Origin of the sequence: Kitasatospora sp. MBT66, assembly GCF_000710405.2 — a bacterium.
In the GTDB taxonomy this organism is placed as follows: Bacteria; Actinomycetota; Actinomycetes; order Streptomycetales; family Streptomycetaceae; genus Kitasatospora; species Kitasatospora purpeofusca.
Window position 1 is genome coordinate 296,621 of the sequence record NZ_JAIY01000016.1, and the last position, 16,577, is coordinate 313,197.

A 16,577-nucleotide genomic window follows, 5' to 3' on the forward strand; every position below is an offset into this window, starting at 1 on the left:
ACCTGCACAGGCGGGAGGACCAGGAGCGGCAGGGGGGTTCAGACGTTCCAGACCCCGGTCGCCGCAGCGGCCCGCGCGTAGTCCGCGAAGTCGCGCGGCGGGCGGCCGAGCGCGCGCCGGACGCCGTCCGCCAGATGGGCGTTGCGGCCGTCCAGGACCATCGAGAACAGGTCGGCGAACTCGCCGGGCAGGCCGACGGTGGCCAGCACCGCGCGGTACTCCTCCAGGGAGACCGCCGTGAACCGGATCTCGCGCCCGGTCGCCGCCGACAGTTCGGCGGCCACGTCCGCGAAGGAGAGCAGGCGCGGGCCGGTCAGCTCGTACACCTCGCCGTCGTGGCCGTCCTCGGTGAGCGCCGCCGCGGCGACGTCCGCGATGTCGTCGACGTCGACGAACGGCTCCACGGCGATCCCGGTCGGCAGCGCCAGTTCACCCGCGAGCACCGGGTCCAGGAAGAAGCTCTCGGAGAAGTTCTGGTCGAACCAGGCGCAGCGGACCACGGTCCAGCCGGTGCCGGCCTCGGCGACCGCCGCCTCGGCGGCCTGCGCCGCCTCCTCGCCGCGCCCCGAGAGCAGGACCAGGCGGCCGACGCCGGCCTTGGCGGCCCGCCGGGCGAAGGCGCCGACGGTCTCCACGGCGCCGGGGAAGGCCAGGTCGGGGTAGTAGGCGAGGTAGGCGGCGTCCACACCCTCCAGTGCGGCGTCCCAGGTGGTGTCGTCCGCCCAGTCGAACGGAATCGGTGCGGTGCGGGAGCCGATCCGGGCGGTGCGGCCGAGGGCGGTGAGGCGCTCGGCGACCCGTCGGCCGGTCTTGCCGGTCCCGCCGGTGACCAGGACGGTCCGGACGGAGGCGGGGGTTTCGGTGGCGGCGGGCTGCTGGCTGATCTTCGTGTTCTCGTTCATGGGCATCAGTCAACTCCGCGCGCCACCGCGTCGACATGGTCCTCGCGCTCAGCCGCATGTGTGCGCGTCTACGGCACCGCGAGGGCACCCGGGCGGGACCGCCGCGGCCGGGCACGGCGGTCCGAGCCGTGCGGCGCCGCAGCGGTCCGACCCGTGCGGCTACGGCGTCCCGAGCGGCGGGCGGACGGCCGTCACCACGGTGGCGTCGAGGTCCTCGTCGTAGCCGAGGGCGGCGGTGAGCCCGGCCGCCGCGACCACGCCGAGGGCCGCCTCGGCCTGCTGGTCGCTGGTCTCGAACAGCAGCGCACCGCCCGGGGCCAGCCAGTGCGGGGCGTCGGCGGCGACCCGACGCAGCACGTCGAGGCCGTCGGCGCCGCCGTCCAGGGCCGGCCGGGCCTCGTGCACCCGGGCCTCGGCCGGGAGGAACTCGATGTCGGCGGTGGGCACGTAGGGGACGTTGGCGAGCAGGACGTCCACCCGGCCGCGCAGGCCGGTCGGCAGGGCGTCGAAGAGGTCGCCCTCGAACACCTCGGCGCCGGGGGCGGCGGACCGGGCCAGGTTGCGGCGGGCGCAGCGCACGGCGGCCGGGTCGAGGTCGGCCGCGCACAGCCGGACGGGGTGGCCGGCCTCGGCGGCGAGCGCCGCGCCGAGGGCGCCGCTGCCGCAGCACAGGTCGACGACCTGCGCGTGCTCGTGCGTGAGTGCGGCGGCGGTGCGGACCAGGAACTCGCTGCGTCGGCGGGGTACGAACACCCCGGGGTCGACGGCGATCCGCAGTCCGGCGAACTCGGCCCAGCCGACGACGTGTTCGAGCGGGCGGCCGGCGGCGCGGCCGCGGACCATGGCGGCCAGCCGGGCGGGGGTGTCGGCGGCGGAGAGCAGGATGCGTGCCTCGTCCTCGGCGAAGACGCAGCCGGCGGCACGCAGCCTTGCGGTCACGGAGGAGCGGAGCGAGGCGGACGGGTGGACAGGCAAGGGAACCCCTCGGAGCACAGGTGGAGGACATCGTCCGACCCGGGGCTCTCCGCGCACATCTCGCCGGACGGCGGACGCTCCCACGCGGTACGGCCGGCTTCAGGGCCGGGCGTGCACCTGCGTGAGGGCGCCGTGGTCACGGCCGGGGAGCACCCGATCCGGCACAGCGGTCATGGGTTCTCACCTCCCCGTTCTTCGCGTTTCCTCTGCGGCGTCCGTCACCTTACCGCAACGGGTCCGACCCCGGGGTGCGGTCCGCCGACGGGCGGCGGCGGGCGCACCCCGGGGCGTCCGGGCTCCGGGGGCTCGGGGTCTCCGGGCTCCGGGGGCTCGGGGTCTCCGGGCTCCGGGGGCCCGGGGTCTCCGGGGTCCGGGGGCCCGGCGGTCAGATGCCGTCGGCGAAGTTCCGGAACGCCGCCCGGGTGCCGTCGCCCGCGATGCCGTCGATGGCGCCGGTGTACCCCCAGCCGCCGTCCTTCAGCAGGCGCTGCAGTGCCTTGACGGTCTCGGTGCCGGGGATGCCGTCGATCGCGCCGGGGTAGCCCCAGAACTCCTTGAGGTTGCGCTGGAACGCCTTCCAGCTCTCGGGGCCGAGCTGCCCGTCGACGGCGCCGTTGTAACCCCAGTTCTGCTTCAGCCAGTTCTGCACGTTCTTGGCCTGCGCGGAGCTGAGCCCGAAGTTCTGGACCGCGCGCACGGCCGGGGCGGCCGCGGCGGAGGTGGTGGCCGCCGTGGCGGTGGTGGCCGCGCCCGCGGCGGCCACGCCGCCGACGGCGATTCCGAGGGCCAGGCCGAGGGCGACGAGCGGCCCGGTCTTCGTGGTGGATCGCATGTGGTGCTCCCCTTCGAGCGGTGGGACGGCCGACGTCCGGTCGCGCCGTCGGACGCGCACGGGCACACATGCCGTAAGTGACGGATCAGTCACCGAAGGTGTCGATCCGACACTAACCATCGCTGCCCCGCGGGGTCGAGCGGATATCCGGCCACCCGGCAACGGGCGACACGCGGCCCCGACGGCCTCCGCCGCCCGCCGCACACCCCCGGAGGCCCGGCCGCCGAAGGATCCCGGCCTTCGCCCCGGGATGGCCGGTTCGCACCCGGAGCACCACCGGCGCGCGAACGGGGCGCGCGCCCTTCGTGGTACACCGATCCGATGACGACCTCCCGAGCACCCGGCGCCGTGCTCTGCGACATCGACGGTGTGATCCGGTTCTTCGACCACCGCGAGGTGGACCGCCTGGAGGCGGCCGCCGGACTGGCCGCGGGCACGACCTTCGGGCTGGCGTTCGCCGAGGAGCTGGGGCGGCGGCTGGTGCGCGGGGAGTTGAGCCGGCCGGAGTGGACGGCGGAGATCGCCGGGGCGCTGGCACCCGGTCTGCCGGACGGGCGGGCGGAGGCGCTGGCGGCCGCGTTCACCGGCGCCCCGGTGCGCGCCGACGGCGAGGTGGTGGAGTTGCTGCGGCGGGCGAAGCGGCGGGTGCCGGTGCTGCTGGTGACCAACGCGACACTCTGGCTGGAGGAGGACCTGGCCGCGCTCGGGCTGGCCGATCTGGCGGAGGGTGTCGTCAACAGCGCCCGGGTCGGGGCGGCCAAGCCGGATCCGGCGATCTACCGGGTCGCGGCGGAGCGGGCCGGGGTCACCGAACGGCAGTGCCTGTTCGTGGACGACAGCGCGACCAACGTGGCGGCGGCCGGGCGGCTCGGCATGGCGGCCGTGCACTTCCGGGAGCCGGCCGACCTCGCGCGGGCGCTCGCGCCCCTGTGGGGCTGACCGCACACGGCGGCGCCGTCCGCCCCGGCCCTTGCGGGCGGGACGGACGGCGCCGTCGGTGTGCGGCTGTCGGTACGCGACCGACGAAGGTGTGCGACCGTCAGAAACGGCGGCCGGACTCGCGCTCGGCCTTCTCCAGCTGGTCGATCCGGCGCTGGATGGCGTTGGCCTCGGCGCGGGCCTTGGCGGCCTCGGCGTGCGCGCCGTAGTGGTCCAGGGTGGCAGCCTTCTGGCGCAGGTCGGAGACCTGCTGGCGCAGCTGGTTGATGTTCACCGTGATCGAACCGGCCGCCGCGGGCTGGGCGGTGGCGACCTGGGCCACGGTGGCCAGGCCACCGCCGGCCAGGACTGCGGTCAGAACGAGGGCGGGAATGCGTCGACGCATGGTGCTTCCTTACGGTCGTGCGAGGTTCACTGACGAGACATCATGCGATAACCCGTCAGTAACATCATTACACGATCTTGACCCTCGCCTGCACCCGGCACACCCGCCGACGCTTCCGCGGCAGGACCCGCGACTGGACGGCAACAGGCCCGGCCTCAGCGGGTCGTGGGCGCACCGTCCTCCGGCTGGACGGCGCAGACCGCACTCGCGGTCGGGCCCGCGAAGCCGAGGAAGCTGCCGAGCATCTGGCGGCAGACGGCGGCCTCCTTGGCGTTGTGCGGGCCCTCGGCGGCGGCCGGCTGCGCGGTGGCGAGCGGCAGCGCGAGCAGCGGTGCGGCGAACAGCAGGACGGAGCCGACGGCCCGGGCGGCGGACTTGGCGAAGGTCATGGCGAACCCCTTTCGGGTGGAAAATGGGACGAGCCATTGACTACCGGACAGGTCGCCCCGGCCGTCGGACCCTGCGCCGTTGGTGAGCGTGTCCCGGACAACAGGGCGGCCCGCCGCTCACCAGCGACACAGGGTGGCCGGACGGCCTCAGCCCATGGACTTGGCGCCGTCCAGCGACTCGCGCAGGATGTCGGCGTGGCCCGCGTGCTGCGCGGTCTCGGCGATCACGTGGAGCAGCACCCGGCGGGCGGACCAGCGGGCGTCGGCCTCGAACCACGGGGCCTTCGGCAGCGGGTGCGAGGCGTCGAGGTCGGGCAGGACGGCGACCAGCTCGTCCGTGCGGCGGGCCGTCTCGGCGTAGTCGGCGAGCACTCCCTCGAGCGTCTCGCCGGGCAGCAGCTTGAACTCGTCCGTGCGGCGGTCGAAGTCCTCCTGGGTCATGTTCGCGAAGTCGGGCATCGCGGAGGGGCCCTCGAGGATGAAGTCCACCCAGGCGCGCTCACAGTTCGTCACGTGCTTGATGAGACCGCCCAGGCACAGTTCGCCGGCGGTGGTCCGGAGCGCGGCCTGCTCGTCGGTCAGGTCGCGGGTGGTGAAACGCAGGAAGTGGCGCTGCTCGGCGAGCTGGGCCAGCAGGTCGACGCGCTCGCCGGTGGCCGCGACGGTGGTGGTGGTCGTGGTGCCGTTCATGGTGCTCCGCCTTCGTGGTTGCCGTGGTGCGTCCGGTTGTTCCGTCCGACGTGGACCACAGTAGGAGCTGTATAGGTCAGGTCATGTCCTAGACGGTCGTCGGAGCGCGTCCGGCCCGCCCCCGGCGCGAGTGCGACCGGGAACGGGCCGGGGACGGGCCGGAAACGGGCCGCGGCGGGCGGACGGGCGGCTCAGTCCTCCGCGCAGGAGGCGCCCGGCGAGGCCAGCACCCGCGCCGCGCAGCGGTGCCCGCGCGCCGCCGCCTCGCGCAGACCCGACGTTCCGAGCACGTCCGCCGCTCCCGGCGCGCCCGGCTCCGCACCCGTCAGCCGCGCGTCCAGGAAGGCCGCGAGGAACCCGGCCGCGAAGGCGTCGCCCGCGCCGGTGAGGTCGCGGACCTCCCCCACCGGCGGGACCGGCACGGTGAACGGCGCCTCCCCCGGCACGTCGATCGTGGTCGCCTCCGCCCCCGACTTGGTGATCACCGTGGTGGCCGCCAGCCGGGCCCGCTCCGGGCCCGGACGCCCGTCGACGAGCAGCCCCAGCCAGGCGGACTCGGAGCGGTTGGCGAACAGCAGGGTCGGCGCCAGTTCCCCGGCGAGGGCCAGGAAGCGCTCGCGGCCGAAGCCCTCCAGCATCCCGGTGGAGGAGGCGTCCAGCGAGGTGGTGCCGCCGGCCGAGCGGACCCGGCGCAGCGCGTCGACGGCCGTCGTGCCGACAGGTTCGCCGTCGAAGGAGTAGGCGGGCACGTGCAGATGGGTCAGGCCGTCCAGCCAGGCGTCCGGGACGGTCTCCAGCAGGGTGGCCGCGCCCCGGTCGGGCAGCATGGTGCGCTCGCCCTCGTCGTCGATCAGCACCACGATGCTGCCGGTCCGGCCCCGGTGCGCGACCCGGACGTCCACGCCGTGGCCGGCCAGTTCGGCGGCCAGGCCGCCGCCGGCCGGGTCGTCGCCGACGCAGCCGAGGAAGCGGACCGGGCACTGGCCGGCGGCGAAGGCCGCGACGTTCGCGGCGCTGCCGCCGCGCTGCCGGAAGACCCGGGCCGCGGAGTCGGTGCCGTGCCGCAGCGGTCCGGCCACCCAGACGACGACGTCCTCCACGAGGTCGCCGAGCACTCCCAGCATCGGTCAGGCCTCGTTCCGGGCGGCGGACAGCGCGGTGGCGATCTCCCCGCCGAGCCGGACGTTGCCCCGGTAGACCTCGATGTTGACCTCCAGGCTGCGGCCCTGGGTGTCGCGCTGGATGAAGTCGAGCAGGAACGGGGTGGAGGCGTTGCCCTTGATGCCCCGGGCGTCGGCCTCGGCCCAGGCGCGGGTCAGCAGGTCGTCGAGCTCGCGCGGCGGGAGCTGCTTGTCCGGGTCGACCGGGTTGGCGATCAGGACGGCCTGCGGCAGGTCGAGTCCGTCGCGGGCCTCGATCACCCGCGCCGCCTCCTCCGGGGTGTCGACCCGGTAGGCGATCTCGTGGCCGGAGTCGGTGATGTAGAAGCCGGGGTAGTGGCGGGTGCGGTAGCCGATGACGGGGATGTTGAGGGTCTCGAAGCGCTCCAGGGTGGCCCGGATGTCGAGGATCGACTTCACGCCGGCGCTGATCACGGTGACCGGGGTGGCGGCCAGGGTGGTCAGGTCGGCGGACTCGTCGAAGCTCTCGGAGGCGCCGAAGTGGACGCCGCCGAGGCCGCCGGTGGAGAAGACCCGGACGCCGGCCCGGTGGGCGAGGAAGGCGGTCGCGGCGACGGTGGTGCCGCCGTGCCGGCCGAGCGCCGCCACCACCGGGAGGTCGCGCAGGCTCGCCTTGTCGAGGCCCTCGGCCGCCGACAGTTCCTCGATCTGCGCCGTGGACAGGCCGACCGTCGGCACGCCCGCGTGGACGCCGATGGTGGCCGGGACGACGCCGGTGGCGCGCAGCCGCTCCTCCGCCTCCAGCGCGACCTCCAGGTTGCGCGGCCGGGGCAGCCCGTGGGTGAAGATCGTCGACTCCAGGGCGACGACGGGGGCGCCGGCGGCGACGGCCTCGGCGACTTCCTGGGAGATGCGGATGGGCAGTCCGGTCATGGCGTGTGCTCCCTGTGAGGCTGCCACCACGGTGTGGCAGCGGTGGGCTCAGCCTAGGGAGCGATCACATCGGGATCCAGAATGAATACCGGCCCTTCTCATAGACTCTCGGCTATGAGTCGGGCTACGAGTCTCACCCTGCGCCAGCTGGAGGTCTTCCTCGCGGTGGCCGACACCCTGCACTTCGGCCGGGCGGCCGAGCGCCTGCACATCTCCCAGCCGACGGTCAGCCAGGAGGTCGCCCGGCTGGAGCGGACCGTCGGGGTGGAGCTCTTCGACCGCAGCCGCCGGTCGGTGCGGCTGACCTCGGCCGGGGAGGTGATGGCCGCCGAGTCCGCCCGGCTGCTCGACCAGGCGGGCACCCTGCTCGCCCGGGTGCGGCTGCACGAGGAGACCAGGCTCGGCACGGCCCGGATCGTCGCCTCCCCGACCGTGGTCAACCGGCTGCTGCCGGCCGTGGTGAGCCGGGCCGAGCGCGAGCTGCCCGAACTCGTCCTGGCCGAACTCTCGGTGGACACCGGCCGGGTGTCCGCCACCCTGGCGGGCGAACTCGCCGACCTCGGCCTGGGCCGCTTCCTCGACGACGTGCCCGGCTACCGGCGCGAACGGATCGCCGACGAGCCGGTGCACGTCGCCCTCAGCCGGGACCATCCGCTGGCCGGGCGGGACGCGGTCCGGCTGGACGAGCTCGGCGACCTGCCGCTGCTGCTGTGGCCGCGCGAGCAGAGTCCGCGCTACTACGACCACGTGCTGGCGCTGTGCGCCGAACGCGGGGTGGAGCCGCCGGTCCTGGTCGGCCCGGCCCGGATCGTCGGCTCCCGGCTCTACCTGCTGTCGCAGAGCCGGGCCTTCTCCCTCGTCCCCGCCTCGATGACCGGCCACCTCACCGAGGACGTGGTCACGGTGCGGCTGGCGGGCCGGGCCACGCTCCCGCTGGAGCTCCAGTGGCGCCTGGACGACCGCCGTCCCGGGCTCGCCGCGCTGCGCGAGCTGGTCCGGGAGGAGGCGGCCGCCCTGGAGGCCTGCTGAGCGCCCGACCGGGTGGTGGCCGGAACCGCCGGGCGCCCCGGCCGGGTGGTGGCCGGCACCGCTGATCACCTGGGCCGGGCCGTGGTCAGAACCGGAGCGACCAGTTGTTGATGGTGCCGGGGAAGTAGCCGCCGACGTCGGTCACTCGCAGCCGCCAGACCCCGGCCGCCGTGTGCGCGGAGGCGTCCACACCGAAGAGGCCGACGAAGTTCGAGTAGGCCTCACCGATGTCGGTGTCGCGCAGCAGGAACGCGGCGCCGTCCGGGGCGACCAGTTCCACCTTGAGGTCGCCGCGCCACCAGTAGTCGATGTCCACGGCCACGTCCAGGTCGCGCGGCGCCCTGCCGCTCACGCCGGTCACGGTGACCGGCGACTCGACCGTGCCCTTCCCGTCGAAGGTCACCGGCGCCGGCTGGGCGAACAGCGGGCCGCGCGGGCGGTTCGGCACCGTGCCGGTGTACAGCAGCCGGTCCGGGGAGCCCTGGCCGAGCTCGCGCAGCGAGCCGACGGTCGCCGCCGAGATCAGGGCCGCGGACACCTGGGCGGGCGTGGCGGCCGGATGGGACGACAGGTACAGCGCGGCGGCCCCCGCCGCGTGCGGAGCGGCCATCGAGGTGCCCGACATCTCGACCCCGAAGCCGCCGAGGTCGCTCACGTACCAGGCCGACGTGATGGCCACGCCGGGCGCGTAGAGGTCCACCAGCGGGCCGTAGTTGGAGAAGTACGCCTGGGTGTCGTCGCGGTCGGTCGCACCGACGGTGATCGCGCTCGGCACCCGGGCCGGGGAGTGCTCGTTCGCGTCGACGCTCTGGTTGCCGGCCGCGACGGTGTAGGTCAGACCCGTGGCGATCGAGCCCGCCACCGCCGCGTCCATCACCGGGTCCGGGTCGCTGCCGAGGCTCATGTTGACCACCGCCGGGCGGACGGCGTGCCTGGTCACCCAGTCGATGCCGGCCACCACCTGCTCCGTGGTGCCCTCGCCGTCGTCGTTCAGCACCCGGACCGAGACGATCTTCGCGGCCTTGGCGACACCGAACGAACTGCTCGCCACCGTCCCCGCGACATGCGTGCCGTGGCCGTAGCCGTCGTCCGCGACGTCGTCGCCGTCGATCGCGTCGTAGCCGTACGAGGCCCGCCCCTCGAACTCCTCCGAGGTGATCCGCACCCCGGTGTCGATGATGTACGCCGTCACCCCGGCGCCCGCGGTGTCCGGGTAGGTGTAGCGGTCGTCGTAGGGGAAGCGCCGCTGGTCGACCCGGTCCAGCCCCCAGGAGCCCGGCGAGGTCTGCACGCCGTCCACCCGCACCCGGCGGTTCTGCGAGACGACCGCCACCGACGGGTCGGCGGCCAGCCGGCGCGCCTGCCGGGGCGTCAGCGCGGCCGAGAAACCGGGCAGCGCCGCGTCGAAGCTGCGACGCACCGTGCCGCCGTACGAGCGGGCCAGCGCCGCCGCCCCGGCCGCGACCGAACTCCGCTGCGCGGTGCCGGGCTTGAGCACCACCAGATAGGTGCCGGGGACGGCCCCGGGCGATCCCTCCCCCTGCACGATCCCCTCGGGCACCGCCGCCGAGGCGGGGAGCACCCCGCCGGCGCCGATCGACAGCGCGACGGCCGCGCCGAGCACCGCGCAGATCCTGCGCAGGCGTATTCCTGAAACCACCGTCCGACCCCCTCCGGTCCGAGGCCCGGAACCGGCACCTCGCTCCCCCAGATCCTGACGCATCGTCAACTAACCGGCAACGCCCTGTGGTTGTGCTTCGTCGGCGACCGAACCGGGGAACGGGCGGACCGCGGCCGCACGGTGCTCCGGGACTGACACCGCGGCGGGCGGTGCGCTATGTTCCGTACGGAATCGCCCCGGTCGGGGCGGGTTGCCGACCAGGTGGGGGCAGGCAGCATGGACGACTCACGCGACCGGACCGGGGCGGCGACAGGACGGACAAGACCCGGCACCGCCACGGTCGTTCCCTTCGAGCGCGGCCCCTTCGCCGGGCTCGGCGCCGACGACCTGCGGACCCTGCACGGCCTGGGCACCAGGCGGGTCTACGCGCACAACGAGGCGCTGATGATCGAGGGCGAGCCCGGCGACCGGGTCGTCGTCCTGCTGACCGGCTGGGTCAAGGTGGTGGCCGCCACCGAGGACGGCGGCGAGGCCCTGCTCGCCGTCCGCCAGCCCGGCGAACTCGTCGGCGAACTGGCCGTCCTGGACGGCGAACCGCGTTCCGCCAGCGTCCTCGCCGTGCGCACCAGCACCACCAGGGAGATCGGCGCCGCCGCCTTCCTGGACTACCTCGCCGACCGGCCCGCCGCCGCGCTCGCGCTCCAGCGCTCCGTCACCCGCAAACTCCGCCTGGCCACCCGCTACCGGATCGACGTCGGCCACGGCACCGGCCTGGCCCGGCTCGCCCGCACCCTGCTCATCCTGCTCGACTCCTGCGGCGTGCCCACCGAGCAGGGCCTGCGGATCGACATCCCGCTCAGCCACGCCGACCTGGCGGCGCTCGCCCGGCTCTCCGCCGCCAGCGTCGAACGCTCCCTGCGCACCCTCCGCGACCAGGGCGCCGTCCGCACCGGCTACCGCGGGCTGGTCGTCCGCGACCGCACCCCGCTCGCTGCGGCGGCCGGACTCGCCCTCCCCACCGACCGGGGCGGCCGGTCATGAGCGGCGCCCTCGCGCCCAGGGTGCGCCGGGTCGTCCTGGTGGTCGACATCGAGGCGTACAGCGGGCGGCCGTACTGGGTGCAGCAGGCCGTCCAGGAGCGGCTGGACCGCGCCCTGGACCACGCCTGCGGGCGGGCCGGCGTCGACCGGGGGCGCTGCGAGGCCCAGGACCGGGGCGACGGGCAGCTGCTCCTGCTGCCGCCCGACGTCGACGAGGCCAAGGCGCTGCCCGGGCTCGTCCTCGGCCTGCGCGACGCCCTGCACACCCTCAACCGGGCTCCCGGGACGGCGGGGCGGCTCCGGATCCGGGCGGCCCTCGCCCAGGGCGGGGTGCAACGGGCCGCCCTCGGGTACGTGGCCCGCGCGGTGGAGACCGCCTGCCGACTGCTCGACTGCGAGCACGCCCGGTCGGCGCTCAAGGACACCCCGGACACCGATCTGGCGCTGGTGGTCGCCGACGACCTGTTCGCGGACGCCTTCGCGGCGGGCGCCGGCGGCCTCCCGGTGGACGCGTTCACCAGCATCACGGTGGCCGTCCCGGCCAAGCGCTTCAAGACGAAGGCCTGGCTCGGCACGCCCCGGGACGGCGCGCTGGTGGTACTCGCCCCGCCGGCCGCGCCCGGCACCCCGCGCCGGGAGCGGCGCTCGGCGCTGCTGCGCGGCCTGGGGGACGCCGCCGTCGGGATCGCCCTCGGCGCGACCCCGCCGACCCACCACCACGACGACCCGCCGCCGCACCACGACGGGGACCCGGCCGACGGGCACCACGAGCAGCAGGACCACGGGCAGCACGGCCACGACGGGACCCACGGGCACGGCGGGGACCACGACGGCTACGGGGACGAGCACCACGGGCAGCACGGTGGAGACGGCTCCCCCCACCACGACGCGGCCCCGCACCACGAGGACAGCTGGCACCACGACGGTTGGGGCACCGACGCCTGGTCCACCGACCCGCACCACCACGACCCCCACCACGAGGACACCGGCACCCCGTACGGCGAGGACCACGGCGGCCACGACGGGCACCACGGCGACCACCACGACCCCTTCGCCTCCCCGGACCACCCCGACCACGACCCCGGCACCGGCCACTGGTGGCACGGCCCGCACCACTGAGCCCGCACCGCCGACCTCCGGTCAGGACGCCCCGGTCAGGACGCCGGGCCCCGGCTCACCAGCCGTCCTCCGCCGACCGGTCGTGGTGCGGGGCCGGGTCGGGCTCGTGGCCGTTGTCGCCGTGGTAGTAGTCGGACGGGGACTCGTAGGCGGTGTGGTCGGCGGCCTCGACGACGTCCTCGGGGTGGAGGCGGCCGTCGTCCCAGGTCCGGTCGGGGTCGGTCATGGGGTTCCCTCCGGTGGGGTGGCGAAGTAGATGGCCTCGCACAGTTCTCGGGCGATCCGCGCGTACCGGCCGACGTCGCGCAGCGGGCCGTCCTCCAGGCGGCGCCAGTCGCGGGCGGCGTGCGCGGCCGCCCGGCGCAGGGCGGCGGGGGTGGTGTCCTCGGGCAGGCGGAGCCGGGCGGCCGGGGTGCGGCCGGTGGCGAGGGCGAGCAGGGACTCGACTGCGTCCTGGTCGAGTTCGATCCGCCGGGCGGCCACGGCGGCCAGGGCGCGGGCGAGTTCGTGGCGGCGCAGCTCAGGGTGCCGGCGCAGCTCGCCGATCCGGGCGCGGGCCTGCCGGAGCAGGTCGGCGGGGAGGTCCTCGCCGGTGGCCAGGGCCGCCTCGACGGCGCCGAGGGCGGCGGCCGAGCGCAGCACGTCGGCGGTGTCGACGAAGCGGCGGGTCAACTGCTCGACCACGGCGGCGATGCCGGAGGCCGCGCGGAACTCCGCCAGCAGCGCGGCCGCGCCGATCGGCCGCCCGTCAGCCCGGTACCGGCGGGCGGCCGCGAGCGCGGTGTCGATGCCGTAGACGCCCAACAGGCCGAACAGCCGCCCGCGTTCGGTGCGGGTGAGCGGCCCGGTGTCCCAGTCGAGGAAGCGCCGGCCGGAGTAGAGGGCGCGGCGCAGCTCCCCGGCGGGCGCGTCGGCGAGCCGGCGGACGAGGGCGGCGTCCGGTTCGGTGAAGTCGTCCCCGAGGGCGGTCTGGGCGAGCAGTCCGACCACCGGGAGGACTTCGTCGACGAGGCCGGCCAGCCGGTCGGCGTTGGTGGCGGCGACCTGGCGGGCGCGCGGCCAGGGGTCGCCGTGGCCCTCGCCGAGCAGGTCGATCCGGCTGAGCACGCCGACGGCGTTGAGCGCGGTCATCCGGCCGTCGGCCTGGGCGCGCAGGGCGCCGAGGGCCTCGGCGTCGCCGGCGCCGGGGTGCGGCATGACGTAGATCATCGCGTCCGCGCGGGCGAGGGCGTCCAGCGCGGGCGCGTCGAGGCCGCTGAGCGAGTCCAGGCCGGGGGTGTCGACGAGTTCGCAGTCGCCGACGGGACGCAGTCCGGCGGCCTCGACCACGACCTCGGCGATCTGCTCGGCGGGCAGGCCGAGGTCGCGGGGGTCGCGCGGCAGGCCGCCGGGCCGCCAGTGCGCGGTTCCGTCCCGGTGGCGGACCTGGATCCGGTTGAGCGGTCCGGGCCGGAACCAGGCCACCACCGTGGTGCACTCGGTGGCGGCGGAGGCGGCGAGCCGGCGGCCCAGCAGGGCGTTCACCAGGGTGGACTTGCCCGCGTTCATCCGGCCGCCGACCGCGATCCGCAGGGTGCGGCCGGCCAGCCGCTCGCGGGCCGCCCGCACCGCCGCGGCGGGCGGCCCCGGGGGCAGCAGGCCCTCCAGTTCGGCGGTGAACCCGGCCACCAGTGGCGCGAGTTCACCGCCGCGCGGCGGGGCGGCCGTCACCGGGCGGCCGACGGGACGGGTGCGGCCGCCGGGGGTACGGTGCCGCGCTGCTCCGCGTTCAGCAGGCGGGCCAGCCGCCGCGACGGACGGTCGAGCAGGGCCAGCTCCGCCTTCTCCTCCCGACCCACCTCCTCCCAGTACTTGAGCCGCTTGGCCGCGCTCTCCACCCCTTTGAACCAGGAGACCATGCTGTCGATCCCGTTGGCCTGCTTGCGCAGGTCCTTGATCAGCTCCCTGGTCGAACCGAGGCTCCGGGCGACCTCGTCCGCCCGGTGGGTGAGCAGGACGGACAGGCACCACAGGACGGGCACGGCGACCCCGCGCGTCGATGTGCCGCAGGAGACCGCGACCGCCGTCCCGCGCACCCGGCCGCCGCTGACGAGCAGTTCCTCCAAGGGGGCCGCCGCGGCCCGGGCCCGGGCCCAGTCGGCGGGGTCGGTGACCAGGTCGGCCTTGGTGTAGACGAGCACGACGGGGAGCGGCGTCGGCTGCTCGTCGACGGCGCGGTGCAGCAGCACCACGGTGCGGCGCACCTCGTCCTGGGACTCGGGGTCGGTGGCGAGGCGCTGGGTGTCGGCGAAGACCACCACCGCGTCCGCGTGGGTGAGCCGCTCCAGGAGTTGCGCGGTCTCGGGGTCGTCGGCGGCCGAACCGGTGAGCGCCCCGCCCCGGTAGTCCGTCCACTCGAAGCCGAGGACCTCGCGGCGGCCGAAGGTCAGGCCGGCCGTCAGCTCGGTCCGGCGGGAGGACGGCGGCGGATAGATTCCGCGTCCCAGCAGTTTGCCGGTGGCGGTGAGGTGTTGGGCGAGGGCGGTGTCGGCGGTGGTCAGCCGGAAGCCCTTGCGGCCGGCCGCGAGGCGGGTGTACATCGCGGCGAGGCAACTGCTCTTGCCCGCGCTGCTGTGGCCGAGGGCGACCAGCCGCAGTTGGGAGAGGTCCATTGCGGTCAGCTCCGGTCCGGGTCGGGGCGGCCGGTGGCGGCCAGGCCGTGCGCGAGGGCGAGGCCCTCGTCGCGCAGGGTGGTGAGGGCGCCGATCCGGCGCTTGGTGCGGTCCCGGGCGGCGGCGAGTTCGGCGGCGGAGGCGGCCAGGTTGCGCCGGTGCTCGGCCAGTCGGCGTTCCAGCCGGAGCCGCTCGTCGGCGATCGCGCGGTCCAGCGCCAGGCCGAGCCGGTCGGCCAACCCGTCGACGTGGTCGGTGATCTGCGCGGGGATCTCGGTGGTCAGCTCGGTCAGCACCCGGTTGAGGTGGCGGGTGGCGTCGCCGCGGACCCGGCCGAGTTCGGCGCGCTGGCGCCGGCGGCGGGTGAGGACCGCGAGCATCGCGTAGCTGGCCACCGCTGGCAGCAGGACGCTGCTGGTGAGCAGGCCGATCACGGTGCCGAAGGTGGCGGCGGTGCCGACGGTCGGGATCACGTTCTCCAGCATCCCGAGCGGACCGCCGTCGCGGTGGGTGGAGCGCACCATCTCCGGCAGCAGGGTGCCGCGTTCGGCGCGGATGACGGCGCCTTCCTCGACGAGTGCCAGTTCCGTGCCGGGCCCGGAACCGTCGGCGCGCCCGTCGCCCTTCCCGTCCGCGCGCCCGGCGTCGAGCACGGTGGCGCACTCGTCGCGGACCCGCTGCTCCAGGACGGCCAGGCCGCGGCGGGCTGCGTTGTCCAGCTGCAGCCAGACCGCCTCCACCTGTGCCTCCAGCTCGGCCGGGAACTCCTCGGCGAGCGCAGCGGGTTCGGAGGTGGCGATCTTCGCCTCGGCGACCTGGCGGACGTCGTTGAGGCTGCGCCGGAAGCCCAGTTGGAGGGTGTTCTTGAGTTCGCGGGAGCCGGTCGTCAGGGCCCGCCGCCACTGCGCGCTCTCCGGCTGGAGCTGCCGCAGCGCCTCCTCGGCCCGCTCGACCTCGGCGGCCAGGCCCGGTTCCTGCTGGAGCGACCGGAGCCGCAGCTCCTGCTCGGCCAGCGGTGCCGCGAGCGCGGCGAGGGCGACGTGCACCACGTTGGCGAGCCGCAGTTCGGCCGCCCGGGCGGCGATCCGGCGGCGCAGCAGCGCCTCCAGCGGTTCGAAGCCGCTCTCCGCCAGGAGCTCGGCCGCCTCGTGGAGTTCGCCCGCGTCGGCGGCCTCGACGGCGTCGCGGCGGGCCCGGTTGCTGACCGGGAACCAGGGTGCCTCGGAGTGCCTGGGGGCGTGCCGGGCGAGCAGTTCGCGGTTGCGTTCGACGACGGTGGGCCAGGCGTCGTAGCTGTCGGTCTTGGTGAGCACGAACACCGTCTCGGCGGTGCGCTCGGTCGCCCGGCCGAGGAAGTCCAGCTCGGAGCGGGTGAGTTCGCTGGATCCGTCGACCACGAAGACCAGTGCGTCGGCGTTCTCCAGGGCGGCCAGGGCGAGTTGGGCGTGCCCGCCGACGAGGCCGCCGACACCGGGGGTGTCGACGAGTTCCAGTCCGGCGGCCAGCAGCGGGACGGGCAGTTCGACCTCGACGTGGTGGACGTCGAGGCGGCGCGGGCGGCCGGTGCGCGGGTCGACGGCGGCGTACTCGGCGATCCGCTCCAGGGGGATCTGCTCGGTGCGCGGCGGGGCCTCCGGGGCGTCGCCGTCGGACCGCAGGTGGGCGACGGCGCGCGGGTGCTCGCCGTACCGGACGACGATGTGGACGCCGGTGGCGACGTCGGCGTCGACCGGGAGGAGGTCCGGGACGCCGACCAGGCTGTTGATGGTGGAGCTCTTGCCGCGCTTCTTCTCGCCGACCACCACCAGGGTGGCGGAGCCGTCGGCGGCCCGGGCGGCCTCGTCGCGGAGGCGCCGGACGCCGGCGCCGGCGTCGTCGGACGACGTCTCGGGGGCGCGGTCGGCAGTGCGGTCGGCTGCCCGGTCGGTGTCGGCGGCCTCGGCGGCGGCGG

The 16,577-nt window shown here is 75.5% G+C and carries 17 protein-coding genes; 4 read left to right on the forward strand and 13 right to left on the reverse strand.

Features of this window, described 5'->3' with window-relative positions:
* Nucleotides 1-38: 38 nt before the first annotated feature.
* The 3 genes from BI06_RS37235 to BI06_RS37245 form a co-directional block, all read right to left on the reverse strand.
* Nucleotides 39-902, reverse strand: coding sequence for an NmrA family transcriptional regulator (locus tag BI06_RS37235; protein WP_233290447.1), 864 nt, complete (start codon nucleotides 900-902; stop codon nucleotides 39-41).
* 159 nt (nucleotides 903-1,061) lie between these two features.
* Nucleotides 1,062-1,877, reverse strand: coding sequence for a putative protein N(5)-glutamine methyltransferase (locus BI06_RS37240; RefSeq protein WP_030393011.1), 816 nt, complete (start codon nucleotides 1,875-1,877; stop codon nucleotides 1,062-1,064).
* A gap of 385 nt (nucleotides 1,878-2,262) precedes the next feature.
* Nucleotides 2,263-2,709, reverse strand: a complete 447-nt coding sequence (locus tag BI06_RS37245) for a peptidoglycan-binding protein (RefSeq protein WP_030393012.1) — start codon at nucleotides 2,707-2,709, stop codon at nucleotides 2,263-2,265.
* 321 nt (nucleotides 2,710-3,030) lie between these two features.
* On the opposite strand from BI06_RS37245, the gene BI06_RS37250 reads away from it, so the two are divergent.
* Nucleotides 3,031-3,648: an HAD-IA family hydrolase gene (locus BI06_RS37250; RefSeq protein ID WP_030393013.1), complete on the forward strand. Its 618-nt coding sequence runs from the start codon at nucleotides 3,031-3,033 to the stop codon at nucleotides 3,646-3,648.
* A gap of 100 nt (nucleotides 3,649-3,748) precedes the next feature.
* On the opposite strand, the gene BI06_RS37255 is transcribed toward BI06_RS37250, so the two are convergent.
* From BI06_RS37255 to BI06_RS37275, 5 genes are all read right to left on the reverse strand, one after another.
* Nucleotides 3,749-4,033: a hypothetical protein gene (locus BI06_RS37255; RefSeq protein WP_051742726.1), complete on the reverse strand. Its 285-nt coding sequence runs from the start codon at nucleotides 4,031-4,033 to the stop codon at nucleotides 3,749-3,751.
* 155 nt (nucleotides 4,034-4,188) lie between these two features.
* Nucleotides 4,189-4,422, reverse strand: a complete 234-nt coding sequence (locus BI06_RS37260; RefSeq protein WP_030393015.1) for a hypothetical protein — start codon at nucleotides 4,420-4,422, stop codon at nucleotides 4,189-4,191.
* 147 nt (nucleotides 4,423-4,569) lie between these two features.
* Entirely contained in the window at nucleotides 4,570-5,112 is a 543-nt protein-coding gene (locus BI06_RS37265) for a DinB family protein (RefSeq protein WP_043475726.1), read from the reverse strand.
* A gap of 191 nt (nucleotides 5,113-5,303) precedes the next feature.
* Nucleotides 5,304-6,236 carry a carbohydrate kinase family protein gene (locus BI06_RS37270; protein ID WP_030393017.1) on the reverse strand — a complete coding sequence of 311 codons (933 nt, stop codon included), beginning with the start codon at nucleotides 6,234-6,236 and terminating at the stop codon, nucleotides 5,304-5,306.
* A 3-nt stretch (nucleotides 6,237-6,239) separates the two neighbouring features.
* Nucleotides 6,240-7,166 carry a pseudouridine-5'-phosphate glycosidase gene (locus BI06_RS37275; RefSeq protein ID WP_030393018.1) on the reverse strand — a complete coding sequence of 309 codons (927 nt, stop codon included), beginning with the start codon at nucleotides 7,164-7,166 and terminating at the stop codon, nucleotides 6,240-6,242.
* Between the two features lie 114 nt (nucleotides 7,167-7,280).
* On the opposite strand from BI06_RS37275, the gene BI06_RS37280 reads away from it, so the two are divergent.
* On the forward strand, nucleotides 7,281-8,195 hold the full coding sequence (locus tag BI06_RS37280) for a LysR substrate-binding domain-containing protein (RefSeq protein ID WP_051742727.1): 915 nt from the start codon (nucleotides 7,281-7,283) through the stop codon (nucleotides 8,193-8,195).
* Nucleotides 8,196-8,280: 85 nt separating this feature from the next.
* Here BI06_RS37280 and BI06_RS37285 read toward each other — a convergent pair whose 3' ends face one another.
* Nucleotides 8,281-9,855 carry a S8 family peptidase gene (locus BI06_RS37285; RefSeq protein WP_051742728.1) on the reverse strand — a complete coding sequence of 525 codons (1,575 nt, stop codon included), beginning with the start codon at nucleotides 9,853-9,855 and terminating at the stop codon, nucleotides 8,281-8,283.
* Between the two features lie 237 nt (nucleotides 9,856-10,092).
* Here BI06_RS37285 and BI06_RS37290 point away from each other — a divergent pair, with 237 nt between their 5' ends.
* Both BI06_RS37290 and BI06_RS37295 read left to right on the forward strand, forming a co-directional pair.
* Nucleotides 10,093-10,857, forward strand: coding sequence for a Crp/Fnr family transcriptional regulator (locus BI06_RS37290; RefSeq protein ID WP_051742729.1), 765 nt, complete (start codon nucleotides 10,093-10,095; stop codon nucleotides 10,855-10,857).
* The gene (locus BI06_RS37295; RefSeq protein WP_051742730.1) at nucleotides 10,854-11,975 is read left to right on the forward strand and encodes a hypothetical protein; all 1,122 of its coding nucleotides are present in this window, start codon (nucleotides 10,854-10,856) and stop codon (nucleotides 11,973-11,975) included. Before BI06_RS37290 ends, BI06_RS37295 begins: the two co-directional genes overlap by 4 nt.
* A 55-nt stretch (nucleotides 11,976-12,030) precedes the next feature.
* Here BI06_RS37295 and BI06_RS51750 read toward each other — a convergent pair whose 3' ends face one another.
* From BI06_RS51750 to BI06_RS37310, 4 genes are all read right to left on the reverse strand, one after another.
* Complete coding sequence (locus tag BI06_RS51750) at nucleotides 12,031-12,201, reverse strand: hypothetical protein (RefSeq protein ID WP_158516510.1); 171 nt, start codon at nucleotides 12,199-12,201, stop codon at nucleotides 12,031-12,033.
* The gene (locus tag BI06_RS37300; RefSeq protein WP_051742731.1) at nucleotides 12,198-13,685 is read right to left on the reverse strand and encodes a dynamin family protein; all 1,488 of its coding nucleotides are present in this window, start codon (nucleotides 13,683-13,685) and stop codon (nucleotides 12,198-12,200) included. Before BI06_RS37300 ends, BI06_RS51750 begins: the two co-directional genes overlap by 4 nt.
* Nucleotides 13,682-14,626 (reverse strand): hypothetical protein, encoded by a 945-nt coding sequence (locus tag BI06_RS48840; RefSeq protein ID WP_043475729.1) that lies wholly within the window; start codon nucleotides 14,624-14,626, stop codon nucleotides 13,682-13,684. Before BI06_RS48840 ends, BI06_RS37300 begins: the two co-directional genes overlap by 4 nt.
* Nucleotides 14,627-14,631: 5 nt before the next feature.
* Nucleotides 14,632-16,577, reverse strand: a 1,946-nt coding sequence (locus tag BI06_RS37310) for a dynamin family protein (RefSeq protein ID WP_051742732.1), incomplete at its 5' end; no start/stop codon positions are given.